This window comes from Cyanobium sp. FACHB-13342 (assembly GCF_014697415.1).
Lineage (GTDB): Bacteria > Cyanobacteriota > Cyanobacteriia > PCC-6307 > Cyanobiaceae > Cyanobium_A.
The window spans coordinates 113,420-127,389 of sequence record NZ_JACJRT010000008.1 but is presented as its reverse complement, the minus strand read 5'-3'; the positions used below and the strand labels follow the sequence as shown (position 1 = coordinate 127,389).

12 protein-coding genes are annotated in these 13,970 nt (G+C 65.2%); 11 read left to right on the top strand and 1 reads right to left on the bottom strand.

All coding sequences use genetic code 11. The annotated features are described in order from the left end of the window. Window positions 1–3: 3 nt before the first annotated feature. The 10 genes from H6G16_RS06035 to H6G16_RS05990 all read left to right on the top strand — a co-directional run bounded on the left by H6G16_RS06035 (window position 4) and on the right by H6G16_RS05990 (window position 12,622). On the top strand, window positions 4–1,686 hold the full coding sequence (locus H6G16_RS06035) for an ATP-dependent DNA ligase (protein ID WP_190389403.1): 1,683 nt from the start codon (window positions 4–6) through the stop codon (window positions 1,684–1,686). After that, on the top strand, window positions 1,680–2,564 hold the full coding sequence (locus H6G16_RS06030) for a LysR substrate-binding domain-containing protein (RefSeq protein ID WP_190389402.1): 885 nt from the start codon (window positions 1,680–1,682) through the stop codon (window positions 2,562–2,564). The genes H6G16_RS06035 and H6G16_RS06030 overlap by 7 nt, the downstream gene beginning before the upstream one ends. Further along, the gene (locus H6G16_RS06025; protein WP_190389401.1) at window positions 2,561–5,137 is read left to right on the top strand and encodes a ligase-associated DNA damage response DEXH box helicase; all 2,577 of its coding nucleotides are present in this window, start codon (window positions 2,561–2,563) and stop codon (window positions 5,135–5,137) included. Before H6G16_RS06030 ends, H6G16_RS06025 begins: the two co-directional genes overlap by 4 nt. A 91-nt stretch (window positions 5,138–5,228) precedes the next feature. Further along, complete coding sequence (locus H6G16_RS06020; RefSeq protein ID WP_190389400.1) at window positions 5,229–7,775, top strand: CHASE domain-containing protein; 2,547 nt, start codon at window positions 5,229–5,231, stop codon at window positions 7,773–7,775. Further along, window positions 7,768–8,217, top strand: coding sequence for a gamma-glutamylcyclotransferase family protein (locus tag H6G16_RS06015; protein WP_190389399.1), 450 nt, complete (start codon window positions 7,768–7,770; stop codon window positions 8,215–8,217). Before H6G16_RS06020 ends, H6G16_RS06015 begins: the two co-directional genes overlap by 8 nt. Continuing rightward, the gene (locus H6G16_RS06010) at window positions 8,214–8,477 is read left to right on the top strand and encodes a hypothetical protein (RefSeq protein WP_190389398.1); all 264 of its coding nucleotides are present in this window, start codon (window positions 8,214–8,216) and stop codon (window positions 8,475–8,477) included. Before H6G16_RS06015 ends, H6G16_RS06010 begins: the two co-directional genes overlap by 4 nt. A gap of 78 nt (window positions 8,478–8,555) precedes the next feature. Further along, a complete protein-coding gene (locus tag H6G16_RS06005) occupies window positions 8,556–9,935 on the top strand; it encodes a PAS domain S-box protein (RefSeq protein WP_347238809.1) in 1,380 nt (459 codons plus the stop codon). Between the two features lie 11 nt (window positions 9,936–9,946). After that, window positions 9,947–10,312, top strand: coding sequence for an STAS domain-containing protein (locus tag H6G16_RS06000; protein WP_190389396.1), 366 nt, complete (start codon window positions 9,947–9,949; stop codon window positions 10,310–10,312). Then, complete coding sequence (locus tag H6G16_RS05995) at window positions 10,305–11,465, top strand: ATP-binding SpoIIE family protein phosphatase (RefSeq protein ID WP_190389395.1); 1,161 nt, start codon at window positions 10,305–10,307, stop codon at window positions 11,463–11,465. Before H6G16_RS06000 ends, H6G16_RS05995 begins: the two co-directional genes overlap by 8 nt. After that, window positions 11,453–12,622 (top strand): adenylate/guanylate cyclase domain-containing protein, encoded by a 1,170-nt coding sequence (locus H6G16_RS05990; RefSeq protein WP_190389394.1) that lies wholly within the window; start codon window positions 11,453–11,455, stop codon window positions 12,620–12,622. The genes H6G16_RS05995 and H6G16_RS05990 overlap by 13 nt, the downstream gene beginning before the upstream one ends. Window positions 12,623–12,644: 22 nt before the next feature. On the opposite strand, the gene H6G16_RS05985 is transcribed toward H6G16_RS05990, so the two are convergent. Then, window positions 12,645–13,649: a hypothetical protein gene (locus H6G16_RS05985; RefSeq protein WP_190389393.1), complete on the bottom strand. Its 1,005-nt coding sequence runs from the start codon at window positions 13,647–13,649 to the stop codon at window positions 12,645–12,647. A gap of 32 nt (window positions 13,650–13,681) precedes the next feature. On the opposite strand from H6G16_RS05985, the gene H6G16_RS05980 reads away from it, so the two are divergent. Continuing rightward, complete coding sequence (locus H6G16_RS05980) at window positions 13,682–13,873, top strand: hypothetical protein (RefSeq protein ID WP_190389801.1); 192 nt, start codon at window positions 13,682–13,684, stop codon at window positions 13,871–13,873. The last annotated feature ends 97 nt before the right edge of the window (window positions 13,874–13,970 follow it).

The window sequence follows — 13,970 nt, the reverse complement described above, 5'->3', positions numbered from 1 at the left end:
GCGATGCGCCGTTTTGCCGCGCTGTACAGCGCGCTGGATGCCTCCAGCGGCACCACGGCCAAGGTGGGCGCCCTGGCGGCCTATTTCGACGACACCGATGCCGCCGATGCGGCCTGGGCCCTGCACGTGCTGCTGGGCAAACAGGGCAAACGCCTGATCACCGGACGGCGCCTGCGCGAGATCTGCCTGGCCGACTCGTCACTGCCGGAGTGGCTGTTTGACGACTGCTACGCCCAGGTGGGCGATTCCGCCGAAACCATCGCCCTGCTCTGGCGCCAGCTCCAACCGGAGGCACCGGCAGCACCAGGAGGGCGCGATGGTCACGGCAACGGCGAACGGCAGGAGACGTTGGCCGCCGAACCACTCCACCGCTGGCTGGAGGAGCTGCTGCCCGCCGCCGCCGCCCTCGAGGGCGAGGCCCAGGCTGAGGCGGTGCGAGAGCTCTGGCTGGGGCTCAGCGCCAACGAGTTGCTGGTGGCCAACAAGTTGCTCACCGGCGGCCTGCGGGTGGGCGTTGGACCGGGACTGGTGCTGCGGGCCCTGGCCCAGCTCAGCGGCCTGGAGACGGCCCTGCTGCAGCACCGGCTGATGGGCGGCTTCAGCCCCAGCCCCCAGGCCTACCGGCACCTGCTGGCCCCCGCCAACCAAACCGAGGCGGTGCCGAGCCGCCCCTATCCGTTCTTCCTGGCCTCCCCACTCGAAGATCTGCCGCCCGGCGCTGCCGAGGACTGGCTGGCGGAGTGGAAGTTCGATGGCATCCGCGGCCAGCTGATCCGCCGCGCCGGCCAGGCGTTCCTCTGGAGCCGGGGCGAGGAGCTGATCAACGGCGCCTTTCCCGAGTTGATCGCGGCAGCGGCCTGCCTGCCGGAGGGCACCGTGCTGGACGGCGAGGTGCTCGTGTGGCCCCAGGGGAGTGACCGCCCGGCCCCCTTTGGCCAGCTGCAACGGCGCCTGGGGCGCAAGGCCCCGGGCCGGGCCCTGTTGGCGGCCTGTCCAGCCGCGTTCGTGGCCTACGACCTGCTCGAGTGGCAGGGCGACGACTGGCGCCAGCGGCCCCTGCGCCAACGCCGGGCCGCCCTGGAGTCGCTGATCTCGGAGCTCCAGCAGGCGACACCCACCCCCGCAGCCGGGCTCCTGCGCCTCTCCCCCCGCCTGCCCCTAACGGCCTGGGACCAGCTGGAGCCCCTGCGCCAACAGGCCGCGGCGGCGGCGGCCGAAGGGCTGATGCTCAAGGACCTCGACTCCCCCTACCGGGCGGGCCGGCGGCGGGGGGCCTGGTGGAAGCACAAGCGCGACCCCTACACCCTGGATGCGGTGCTGCTCTACGCCCAGGCGGGCAGTGGACGGCGCGCCAACCTCTTCACCGACTACAGCTTCGGCCTCTGGGATGGTGACGGCCGGTTGGTGACCTTCGCCAAGGCCTACTCCGGCCTGGACGACGGCGAGATCACGGCCCTGGACCGCTGGATCCGCCAGCACACCACCGAGCGCTTTGGTCCGGTGCGGGCCGTGGAGCCCCTGCAGGTGTTTGAGCTGGCCTTCGAGGGCCTGCAACAATCGCCCCGCCACAAAAGCGGCCTGGCCGTGCGCTTTCCCCGCATTCGCCGCTGGCGCCACGACAAGCCGGCCCAGGAGGCCGACACCCTGGCCACCGCCCTGGCGCTGCTCGAGCGTGGCCCGTGCTGACACTGGAGTGCCTGGCCAGCCTGGATCTGTCCCTATGGCTCCGCTCCGGGCAGGCCGCCGGTCAGCGCCTGGGCCTCAACCAGTCGTCCGTGAGCCGCAAATGCAATCAGGCCCTCGAGCTGTTCGGCCTGGAGCTGGTCAAACAGGACCAGGAGTGGAGCCTGCAGGGTGATGCTGCCCTGCTCCAGCTGGAACGGCGGGTGCACCAGCTGGCCCGCTGGCAAGACCTGGCCCCGTTGCGTTTGGAGGCCACCTATTGGTCCGGGCCCCTGCTGGCCACGCCAGCGCCCGCGGGCTGGCTGCTCGGGACCTGCGACATCGTGGGGGTGGGGCTCCCGATGGCCCTGCTGCGCCAGCGGGTGATCGACGGCTGGATCGCCGCTGGGCCCGACTGGCCCGACCCCGACGACCCCGAGCTGGTGGCCCTGCCGTTGTGCCGCTATCCGGTGCACCTGGTGGTGGGCCCCAACCATCCCCTGCTGAACCAGGGGCCCATCAGCTGGGACGACGTGGCCGCCTTCCCCAGCCTGGCCCTCCCGCCGGGCACCTATCCCAAGGTGGAGGCCTGCCTGAAGCACTTGGGATTGTGGAACGCCCCGGTGCGGATGCGGCGCTATCGGCGGGAGCGCTGGGAAGGCCAGACCGAGGCCGACCTCACCATCGGCTACGCCACCGTGCTCAGTGAGCGGGTGGCCGGCAGCCTGGTACGGCTGCCTCTCGATCTGCCGCTCACCAGCGGCGAGTCCCTGGTGGTGCGGCGGGAGTTTGGCCCCCACCCCCACACCCTGGCCCTGGCGGCTGAACTGCACCGGCGCCTGGAGGCCTTCGCCGCGGCGGCGCCCGAGCTCACCCTGTTGCCACTGCCCCCAGCGCCATGACTCTGCTGGCGCCGATCGAAGCCTGGTTTTCTGAGCAGGGCTGGACGCCGCTTCCCTTCCAGCGCGCGTGTTGGCAGGCCTACCTGGCGGGGGAGAGCGGCCTGATCCAGGTGCCCACCGGCTCCGGCAAAACCTATGCGGCGGTGATGGGCCCAATCGCCGAGATGCTGCACCAGGACGCTGGCCAGTGGGGTGACCGGGCCAGTGTCTTGGATTCTGTACAGCTTGTACAGAACGCCACACGCTCGCAACAACGAGCCACCGTTAGCGGCCTGCGCCTGCTCTACCTCACGCCCCTGCGGGCCCTCAGCCGCGACTTGGCCCTGGCCATCCAGGCGCCGATCGATGCGATGGGCTGGCCGCTGCGCGTCGCGATCCGCAACGGCGACACCCCCAGCAGCGAGCGCACCCGCCAACTGCGCACCCCACCCCAAATCCTGATCACCACGCCGGAATCCCTCAGCCTGCTGCTGGCTAATCCCAAGGCCCCCGACCTGTTCGGGGGCCTGCAGGCGGTGGTGCTGGATGAATGGCATGAGCTGATGGGCAGCAAGCGCGGCGTGCAGGCCGAGCTCTGCCTCAGCTGGCTGCGGTCGCTGCGGCCAAATCTGCGTACCTGGGCAATCAGCGCCACGATCGGCAACCTGGAGGAAGCGGCCCGGGCAGCGGTGGGCGTCGGCATGGGGGAGGCCGTCAGCCGCGAACCACGTCTTATCACCGCCGATATCCAACGCCCCACGGCGATCCGCAGCCTGCTGCCCGAAAGCATCGATGGCTTCCCCTGGGCCGGCCACCTGGGCCTGCGCATGTACGAGGAGCTGGTGGCGGCGCTGGAGCCGGGGGTGAGCACCCTGCTGTTCACCAACACCCGCAACCAGGCCGAGCGCTGGCACCAGTGCCTGCGCTACGCCTGCCCCGAAATGGAGGGAGCCCTGGCCCTCCACCACAGCGCCATCGACCGGGCGGAGCGGGAGGCGATCGAGGCTGGGGTCAAGAGCGGGGCCTTGCGCTGGGTGGTGGCCACCAGCTCCCTCGATCTGGGCGTGGATTTTCAACCGGTGGAGCGGGTGGTGCAGATCGGCTCGGCCAAGAACGTGGCGCGGCTGCTGCAGCGGGCCGGCCGCAGCGCCCACAGCCCCGGCGGCACCTCCCAGGTGCTGTTCATGCCCACCCACGCCCTGGAGCTGCTGGAGCTGAGTGCCCTGCGGCGGGGCCTGGCCGGGGGCTTGGTGGAGCAGCGCCGGCCGCCGGTCGCTCCCATCGACGTGCTGCTGCAGCACCTCACCAGCCTGGCCTGCGGCCCTGGATTCGAACCGGCCCAGGCCCTGGCGGCGGTGCGCACGGCCTGGAGCTACCGCCAGCTCAGCGACGCCGACTGGCAGTGGTGCCTGCGCTTTCTCGAACACGGCGGCGACTGCCTCGGTGCCTATCCCCGCTACCGCAAGCTCGAGCGCGAGCCCATCAGCCCCGGCACCAGCAAGTCCTTTCGCTACCGGGTGAAGGACAAGACCATCGCCCGGCTGCACCGGCTCCACATCGGCACCATCACCGCCGACCGCGCCGTCACCGTGCGCTTTGTGCGCGGCGCCGTGCTCGGCCACGTGGAGGAGGCCTTCATCGGCCGGCTCAAAGCCGGGGATGTGTTCTTCTTTGCCGGCCGGCAACTGGAGTTTGTGCGGCTACGGGAGATGACCGCCCAGGTGAAGGCCACCACCAAAAAGAGCTCCACCGTGCCCGCCTGGGCCGGCGGCCAGATGGCCCTCTCCGATCTGCTCAGCCAGCACCTGCGGGCCGAGGTCGACCGCTGCGCCCGGGCCCTGGCGGGGGAGACGCGCCTCGACAGCCCGGAACTGCAGGCCCTGGAGCCCCTGCTGCAGCGCCAGGCCCAGCTCTCGCGGCTCCCCCGCAACGACGAGTTTCTAGTGGAGGTGTGCCGCAGCCGGGAGGGCAGCCACCTCTACGCCTATCCCTTTGAGGGCCGCTTCGTGCATGAGGGCCTGGGCTTCCTCTGGGCCTGGCGTCTGGCCCGCCAGCAGCCCAGCACGATCACCGTGTCGGTGAACGACTACGGCTTTGAGCTGTTGGCCCCCAAGGGCTACCCCTTCGAAGACTTGTTCGCCCAACACAGCGACGCCCTGCTCGACGGCGCCAACCTGGAGGACGATCTCCAGCAGGCGGTGAACCTCTCAGAGCTCTGCCGCCGCCGCTTCCGGGCCATTGCCCAGATCAGTGGATTGGTGCGCAATGGCTATCCCGGCCAGGCCAAGTCGGGAGGGCAATTGCAGATCAGCGCCGCCCTCCTCTTTGATGTGTTCAGCCGCCACGAGCCCACCAATCTCTTACTGGCCCAGGCCCGATCTGAGGTGCTGGGCGACCAACTGGACCTCCCCCGAATTACCGGCGCCCTCGAGCGCCTCCAACGCTGCAGCCTGCAGCTGGAGGCCACCCCCCGGCCCGGCCCCCTGGCCTTTCCCCTGCTGGCAGAGCGCCTCAACAACCGCATGAGCAATGAATCCCTGCTGGAGCGCCTGCAGCGGCTGATCGCTGAAGCTCGCAAGGCGGAATGGGCCTAACAACAGCCAATTCACTGGAATCAGGCCAGTATGGCTCGGCGGCCCCAACACTCCCGAAGGTGACCCACCAGCCCTCCTCACCATGGCTCTGATGGACACGGGCACCTTGGTCGCGGAATTGCGCCGCACCATGGGTCGCCTGGACACGGCCCTCGGCGAGATCGACGAAGGGCTCGTCCTGGTCAATGAGGCTGGGGAGGTGCAGTGGTGCAACGCCCCCTTCGATGCCCTGGTGGGCAGAGCGAGACTGGCCAGCCTTGGACACGATCTGCACAGTCTTCTTCCGCTGGACATCGTTGGGGCACCGATCCTCACCATCGAGCAAACCCGCGGCGGGATCACCAAAACCGGACGCATCACCGCAATCCTGAGCCGGGATCCGATCCGCGCCCTCGAAGTGGAGTGGCGGCCGATCCCCACCGAAGAGCCGAATCCTTTCCTGTTTGTCTTCCGCGACATCAGCACCCGCATCTCACTGGAAGAACTTCAGAAAAAAATCGACCAGGCCGAACAGAATTGGCAAACAACAAATGAATTTCTTTCCGATCGTCGACACCTCGTCAACCGACGAAGATCCTGGCTCAATGCCTGCAGAAAGACTTGGAAAAAGATCGCCAAAATCACAGCGCTGCCCTGGATCGTTTTGGTAGGCGGACTGCTGATCACGGCAGCCATTAGCGAACAGACACGCCGCTTCGGCGCCCAAGAGCACCTCCGCATCGAAAGCAATCTTCTCGAGGCTGTAACAGACGCCATTCAGAACAAGCTGGAGATCGATATTTCAGTTCTCGGCGCCCTGGCAGGCCTGTTCAATGCCTCCAATGAAGTCAACCGCGATGAGTTCAACACCTTTTACGAAACCGTCATTCTCAACACGCGGGAATTGAAAGGGGTCCAGGGAATTGGTTTTGCCCGCTGGATTCCAGCCACGGAACTGACCCGCTTTGAACGCAGAATTCGATCCGAAGGGTTCCCAGCCTTTTCCGTGCGCCCTCCAGGCCCACGCCAGGGTTACGGCGCCATTGAGTTTCTCGAGCCCTTTGATTGGCGCAACCAGAGAGCTTTTGGATTCGACATGTACTCCGAGCCGATCCGTCGTGAAGCGATGCAGCGGGCAGCGGAATCAGGCCGCGCTGCCCTGAGCGGCAAGGTGCGTCTGGTTCAGGAAACCGACGAAGACCTGCAGCGCGGAGCCTTGATCTATCTCCCGGTGTATGCCGAAAAGGGAGCGGCAACGCAAGCCAACAAGCGCCATCTGGTGGGATGGACCTATTCACCCCTGCGCCTCAAGGATCTGGTGAAGAGTGCCTTGGACACGGTGGACAACGCCGATCTGGATGGCACCGGAGTGCTGGTGTTCGACGGCGACCAGCCCCTCACCCCAAACCTCCTCTTCGATGACAAGAACCTCGTGCGCCGGAATGAGGTGCGGCACCCGTCCTACGAGCGCCTCAACATCGCCGGCCGCACCTGGCTTGTGGGGGTACAGCTCTCACCCCAGCTTGTGGGGCCAAACGGAATCAGTCCGGCGTTCTGGCTCAACCTCCTGCTCGGCGTCAGTGGCAGCGCCATCGCCGCCCTAGTCACCCGAATTCTGGTCAGCAACCATCTGGCCACCAAGGAGGCCCTGGCCGTCAGCGAAAAGGCAGGCCGGGAACGGGCCCTGGCCTCGACCGTGTTTGAAGAGAGCGGCCAGGCCATCGTGGTGAGCAATCCTGAGGGCCGCATCGTGCAGGCCAACAGTTCCTTCAGCCAGCTCACCGGCTACCGGATTTCAGAAATCAAAGGGCAGCGCACCAACCTGCTCAAATCCGGCCGCCACGACGCTGCCTTCTACAAGGCGATGTGGGATGGACTGCTGCAGAAGGGCTTCTGGGAAGGCGACATCTGGAATCGGCTGCGCAGTGGTGAGGTCCGTCGCCATCACCTCAGCATCACCACGGTGCGGGATGAAAATCTCCAACCCCGCTACTACGTGGGCATGCTGCAGGACGTGACTGAGCGCCATCAGGCCGAGGAGGCGGTGCGCTTCATGGCCCAGCACGACACCCTCACGGGCCTGGCCAACCGCGCCATGCTCATGGAGCAGCTGGAGCGCCAGCTGGCCCTGGCCAAACGCCATGGCCATGGGGTGGCCCTGATCTACCTCGATCTCGATGGCTTCAAGCCCGTCAACGACCGCTTCGGCCACCACGTGGGGGATCAGGTGCTGCAGATCGTGGCGCAGCGGTTTCGCCAGGTGATCCGCGACGGCGACCTGCTCTGCCGCCAGGGCGGCGATGAATTCGTGGTGCTGGTGCCGGAAGCGGGCAGCACCGACGAGCTGCTCAAGATGGGATGGAAACTGGTGGAGGCCAGCCGGGCTGCCTACAACACGCTCGATCCAGCCATCGCCATCTCGGCCAGCGTGGGCATCGCCCGGTACCCCGAGCATGGCAACAGCAGCGCCGAGCTGTTGACCGCTGCCGACAACGCCATGTATGCCGCAAAGCGCGACAAAGGCAACGCCGTACAGCTCTGCAACGGCAACCAAACCATGCCGGAGCCTGCCTCAGGCCTGCTCGAGCCGCTTGACGATCACCGCCATCAGCACCAGGGAGCCAGCCAGGGCGATGAGCAGGGCAATGGTCATGGCTGAAACGGAAGCATCAACAACGATTATCACCGGCCAAGGCACAACCACGGTGTTTGTCTACGGCAGCCTCAAGCGGGGCCAGCCCAACCACCACTGGCTGGCGGGGGCCACCAGGGTGGGCGAGGGCCAACTCGAGGGGGTGCAGCTGTTCGACCTGGGGCCTTTCCCGATGGCCGTTCGCCATGCCGGGGAACCCTCCTCCCCGGGGTGGCCGGCGCTGCAGGGGGAGCTCTACCGGATCCCCCAGGCCAGCCTGAGCCAGTTGGATCGCCTCGAAGGCACCCCGCGCCTGTTCGAGCGCCACTGGCTGCGCCTGAGGGACGGACAGGACGCCTGGGTTTACCTGGGACGGCCAACCCAGGTGCGCCACGCGCCCCGGATTGCCGATGGCCACTGGTGCGGTCCGCGCCACCCCCGCTGGCAGCGCTCGGAATCGCTGCGATGAGCCCCGCCGCCAAGCTGGCGTTCCTTGCACTGGGGTTTGGACTTGCCCTGGCCCGGCCCGGAGCAGCCCTTCCGCCGGGAAACCTGGAGCTCTGCGCCCGCTGGCAAGGGGCCCACGGGGCGGAGAAGGCCACCCTCGCCAACCGCCTGGGTGCCGGCAATGGCCTCACCAAAAACCAACGGTTCGCCGAAGCCCAGCCCGGTGATACGCACAGCCTGTATCGCAGCGCCGATCTGCGCCGCCTCTGCCGCACCCCCTGAGCCTTAAGAGAACCAAGCGGTTTGCCTGAAGCGTCGCCTGCGGTTCCAGAACACAGTCAGATTCCGGACGATGGGCGCGTGACAACGACAGGCAAGCGATCGACAGCCAAGACATCCACAAGCAAGACATCCACAGCGAAGACATCCACAACCAAAACCCCAACACCCAAATCACCGACCACGATCGACAACGGCCGGGCCCTGGCGCTCTGGACAGCTCTCGATCGCTCCAACGCCGTGGCCGAATTTGATCTCCAGGGCACGGTGTTAAGTGCCAACGCCAACTTTCTGGCGTTGATCGGCTCCAGCGAAGCCGACGTGATCGGCCAGCCCTACAGCCTGGTCCTCGATCCGGAGGAAACGCGCTCTGCGAAATGGAAACAGCTGTGGGCCAGCCTCGCCAAGGGAAACTCCCAAGGGGGCGAGTTCCTGCACCGCAACAAGGACGGCCAGGAGGTGTGGCTCCAGACCAGCTTCAGCCCGGTGTTGACCAGCAACGGCAAGCCCGAGAGCGTGATCGGGCTGGCCACCGACATCACCGAAACCAAGAACAGAAGTGCCATCGATGCCAGCACCATTGCGGCCATTGAGCGCTCAATGGCGGTGATCGAATTTGCTCCCGATGGCACCATCCTGCGGGCCAACCCCATCATGCTGCAGGTGTTGGGTTACGGCGAAGAGGAGATCAGTGGCCAGCACCATCGCCTGTTCGTCACCAAGGAGGAGGCGTCCTCCCCGGCCTACAAACAGTTTTGGACAGCCCTCTCCCGCGGCGAGAGCCAGCGGGGACAATTCCAACGGATCACCAAATCCGGTGAGCCAGTGTGGTTGGAGGCGTCCTACAACCCCATTGTTGATGCCAGCGGCACGTTGGTGCGGGTGGTGAAGTTCGCCTACGACATCACCGCCCAGTTCAACCAGGCCGCGGCACTGATGGGAGCGAAATCGGCCCAACTGGAATCGGCCCTGGAGGAGTCCCGGGAAGCCGAGCGGGTGCGCCTAGAGCTGGATCGCACCCTGCAGGAGATGTCAACCCCAGTGACCCCGATCTGGGATGAAATCCTGCTCCTCCCGCTGGTGGGAATCGTGGATTCCACCCGCACCGACGACGTGATGCGCAAGACCCTCGACCGCATCAGTCAGACCGGCTCCAAGATGTTCATTCTCGACATCAGCGGAGTGCCCACGGTGGACACCGCCGTGGCCAATCAACTGATCAAGATCACCAAGGCCACCCGAATCATGGGCTGCGAAACCCTGGTCTCCGGGGTGTCCTCTTCCATTGCCCACACCATTGTGGAACTGGGCGTGGACATCAGCGAGCTGCGCACGACCGCCACCTTGAAGGATGCCTTCTCCACCTGCCTGGCCGAAATGGGCGTGCTGGATCTCCAGCGGGGACGGATGCCCTTCCGCTCCCAGCAACCCACCTTGCACCGGCAACGCACCTATCGATAGAGGGGGCAATCATGGCCAGCCCCGCCATCGATATCCGAACCTCCATGGCGGCGGTGGATGGCCTGCTGGTGGTGTCGCTGCCAGGCGAACTCTCCGATGCGGTGCTGAACCGGATCGTGGCCGATGTAACTCAGCGGGTGACGGAAGACAGCATCCGGGGGGTGATCCTCAACCTCAGCACCGTCACCCTGCTGGACCTGGCCGAGTTCCAGGTGCTGCGCCACCTGGTGCAGACCAATGAGGTGCTCGGTGTGCCCACGGTGCTGATGGGGATCCGCCCGGGCATCGCCGCCTATCTCTGCCAGATGCCGATCACCATCGACGACCTCATCTTCCGGGTCGACATGGCGAGCGCCCTGGAGGCATGCGATGGATAACGTCAACACCCGCCAGTACCGAATCCAGCGGCGTTCCGACGTGCAGATCGCAGCAGTGTCGCTGCAGCGGGAGGATTACTACCCCGGCCTCAGTGCCCTCGACCGGACCGCCCTGGGCACGGTGATCGCCGAACTGGGCACCAACATCCTCAAGTACGGCCAGCAGGGCAGCATCCGGGTCAGCCAGGTGGAAGATGGCCATCGCGTTGGCATCCTGGTGGAGGCCGCCGACCAGGGCCCCGGCATTCCCGACCTGGACCGGGCCCTGCAGGAGCACTACACCACCGGCAACACCCTCGGGCTCGGGCTGCCGGCGGTGAAGCGGATGACCGATGAGCTGGGCATCATCACCGGCCCTGGCGAAGGCACCGAGGTGCGCGCCCTGCGCTGGGTGCGGCAGGAGCCCCCCCAGACAGGCAGCCGACGCACCACGATTCTCCCCTCAGCTGGGCCCCGGCTCGAACCCAATCCAGAGCCCCTCCCCGAAACCTCGGTGGTCCACGCGCCCTGCCAGCTGAAACTCGAACAACGGATCCGGGCCTGCTATCCGGAGCGTGTCAGCGGCGACCAGGTGCTGGCCCTCCAGCAGGGGGACCTGTGGTTGCTGGGTGTGGTGGATGGCTGCGGCCATGGACCCGACGCCCATGCGGTGGCCTGTGCCGTGGTGGAAGCGTTGCAGCAGCGCTTTACGACCCTGACCAGTGCTGCGGGATCTGGGTCGGGCCCACCCCTTGCACCCGCGTGTCCGGCAGAGGAGTGGTTGACCGACCTGTTGCGCACCGCCCACGAGCGGGCCTGTGGCAGCCGCGGCGCGGCCATCGGACTCTCCCTGGTGGATGGGCAGCGGCGGGACCTGTGGTTCAGCGGCATCGGCAACACGCGCATCCTGCAGTTCAAGCCCCGGGGATGGACCGGCGTGAGCCGGGATGGCCAACTGGGCGATCGATTCCCAACGCCGATGGTGCAGCACTTTCCCCTGCACGACACCGACACCGTGGTGCAATGTTCCGACGGCCTGCGGGAATCCCAGGTGCGCCAGCTTCGACAACACACCGACCCCCTCCTGCCGCTGGCGGCCCTCGCCGATCTGCTGATGAGCCAGGCCTCGCGCAGTGACGACGCCAGTGTGCTGGTGATGCGATGTCAACACTAATTGCGCTTGGTCGGGTGGACATGCAGCGGGACGCCTCCCTGGAGGAGACCCGCCACAAGATGCTGCGCATCCTGGGGATGCTGGAGGCCCGGGAAACCCAGCTCATTCCCTGCCTAGCCTTGATTTCCGATGCCCTGCGCTGGTTTCTGCACTGGCAGGCGGAGGCGGCGATCGAGCTCTACCTGCAAGCCCCCGAAGCGTCCGCAGCCCAAACCGCCCAACTGCTGGTGCGCCTCATCGCCGATGGGGTGGATTACCCCCTGCCGCCCCATCTCCAGCAGGTGATCGTGCGCGACTCCATCGGGGTGAGCAGTCAGAACCGCGCCAATCGGCATGACTACATCATTCCCATCAAGCTCTGGCAGACGCCCACCGACAACCAGGTGCAGCAGATCGGCGCGATCTTCACCGAACTCAGCCGCGATGAACTGTTTGACGCCCTCAAGGATGAAAAGGCCAAGGCCGAAGCCCTGCTCCACAACATGCTGCCCGATGTGATCGTCGAGCGCATCAAAGGTGAGGAGGGAACGATTTACGACTACCACCCCTCCGCCACCATCCTGTTCAGCGACATGGTGGGCTTCACGGAGATTGCCAGCCACATGGATGCCCACAGGGTGGTGTCCCTGATCGACCATATCTTCCGCTGCTTTGATGAACTCTGTGATCAGCGGGGCGTCGAGAAAATCAAAACCATTGGCGATTCCTACATGGCGGCGGCCGGGGTGCCCCTCGCCACGGAAGACCATGCCGAACGGATTGCCGACCTCGCCCTCGACATGCTCGCCACCCACAACAAGGTGGTGCAAGAGGAGGGCGTGACGATGGACATCCGCATCGGCATCCATACCGGACCGGTGGTGGCCGGGGTGATCGGCCATCGCAAATACGCCTACGACCTCTGGGGTGACAGCGTCAACGTGGCCAGTCGGATGGAGTCAACCGGCATCCCTGGCGAAATTCAGATCTCGGTGGAAACCAGACGACTGCTACCACCGCGGTTCCGCTGCGACATCCGCGGCAACGTGGCCCTCAAAGGCCACGGTTCCATTGAAGCCTTTCTGCTACGCGGCCGCTCAGCCGATGGCAACCAACCCAGCTCCCAGCTGGAACGCCGCCGCTGGCAGCGCCGCCACAGCTTGCCCATGGGACCATAGACAAGGAGATCGAACCTACAAATCAGGGAACATGGGCCGTGAACAACGAAGGCTGCATGCTGACAATGCGAACATCTTTGACACCGCCTGCCTTCAGCTCAAGGTGGAAGAGGAGTCTTGAGACCAAATCCCTGGTTCTGGGATGGGTTGCATAGTCAGAGCGCACAACCAAGGCATCGCCGACGGCAATGGGAATCACCAGAGGAAGCGGCTTCCAATCTGACTCATAAGTGCCAAGAGTCAGCGGTGAGGCAACACCCAAATAAAGATCCTCAACGGGCAACCCCGCGTCCATGGCATCCCCCAACAACCCATGGCTGAGTAATGCACGGCTATGGGAAAAGCCCATGCCATAAAAAATATCCTGAAACACTGGAAATGCCTGAGCCGGCAACGGAAGCACCGGAAACCGCACTGCATCATCAATCGTTAACGAGTCTCCGAGCAAAAAGAGGGGATGGTTTTGCTTTGCCACCAACAGGGTTGGCATTGAGCACAATTCAAAAGTATGCAGGTCGGCATCATCAGGGGCATCAGGCAAGGAGCACAGCCAGGCATCAATAATGGAGGATCGAAGCAGGTAGCGCGGGCGCCCATACTCTAGATAGTTCATATTTCCCGTGGTCCAATCCCCAAGGACCAGAGAGGAATAAAAATCGCGAACCCAGTGCTGGCAATCAAACCGTAGGGGGTGACCCTTTTGCCATCGCCAGCGTTGGTGCACCCTGCGCTCTGCATCAAGCAGTTCGGAGTTACCAGACACAATCCACTCAGCCGACTCCTTAACCAATTTTACATCAAAAACCTGCTCACATCTGGTGGCAGCACGACTAATCGTCGACTGGTGTCGCTGCAATTTTTCAGACGCGCGCTGGCCAGTCCTCAACCACTGGACGTGGTCAAACAAGGCAAGTGTATCCGGGTGAACCATCGCAAAGACGGGTCCCATTAATTTTGACCATAACGGGAGAATGAATTTCAGCGGCCTTAAGATCAAGAATTGCAGACGCCAATGCGGTTTCTGCATACGATGGGGAGTGGGCCGTTGCTCTGGAGCCCATGGAAAGCAGCGTGATGCCCAACCCCCTCTGGATGCTGGTGCCCTGGCTGGTCTTTGCCCTTGCGGCAGGGGTCAAGTTCTGGCGCCTGACCTCCCTGTTCCGCAAGCGCGTCCTGGGGATCCCCTCCAGAACGGAGCGGATGCGGCAGATGCTCGAGCGAATCTGGGAGAAGGACCAGCAGGCGGTGTGATGGAGCAACTGAACTCTGGATACCTCCACTTGGGTCTGGTCGCCCTGGTCGTTGGCGCTCTTCAGCTCTGGTGGATCAGAAGTGTGTTCAGACGACG

Bases quoted from the DNA above. Each gene is read 5' to 3' on its own strand.
- H6G16_RS06010 (WP_190389398.1), top strand. From the start codon at position 8,214: ATGAGCCCCGCCGCCAAGCTGGCGTTCCTTGCACTGGGGTTTGGACTT.
- H6G16_RS06000 (WP_190389396.1), top strand. From the start codon at position 9,947: ATGGCCAGCCCCGCCATCGATATCCGAACCTCCATGGCGGCGGTGGAT.
- H6G16_RS06015 (WP_190389399.1), top strand. From the start codon at position 7,768: ATGGCTGAAACGGAAGCATCAACAACGATTATCACCGGCCAAGGCACA.
- H6G16_RS05980 (WP_190389801.1), top strand. From the start codon at position 13,682: ATGGAAAGCAGCGTGATGCCCAACCCCCTCTGGATGCTGGTGCCCTGG.
- H6G16_RS06035 (WP_190389403.1), top strand. From the start codon at position 4: ATGCGCCGTTTTGCCGCGCTGTACAGCGCGCTGGATGCCTCCAGCGGC.
- H6G16_RS05995 (WP_190389395.1), top strand. From the start codon at position 10,305: ATGGATAACGTCAACACCCGCCAGTACCGAATCCAGCGGCGTTCCGAC.
- H6G16_RS05985 (WP_190389393.1), bottom strand. From the start codon at position 13,649: ATGCAGAAACCGCATTGGCGTCTGCAATTCTTGATCTTAAGGCCGCTG.
- H6G16_RS05990 (WP_190389394.1), top strand. From the start codon at position 11,453: ATGTCAACACTAATTGCGCTTGGTCGGGTGGACATGCAGCGGGACGCC.
- H6G16_RS06025 (WP_190389401.1), top strand. From the start codon at position 2,561: ATGACTCTGCTGGCGCCGATCGAAGCCTGGTTTTCTGAGCAGGGCTGG.
- H6G16_RS06020 (WP_190389400.1), top strand. From the start codon at position 5,229: ATGGACACGGGCACCTTGGTCGCGGAATTGCGCCGCACCATGGGTCGC.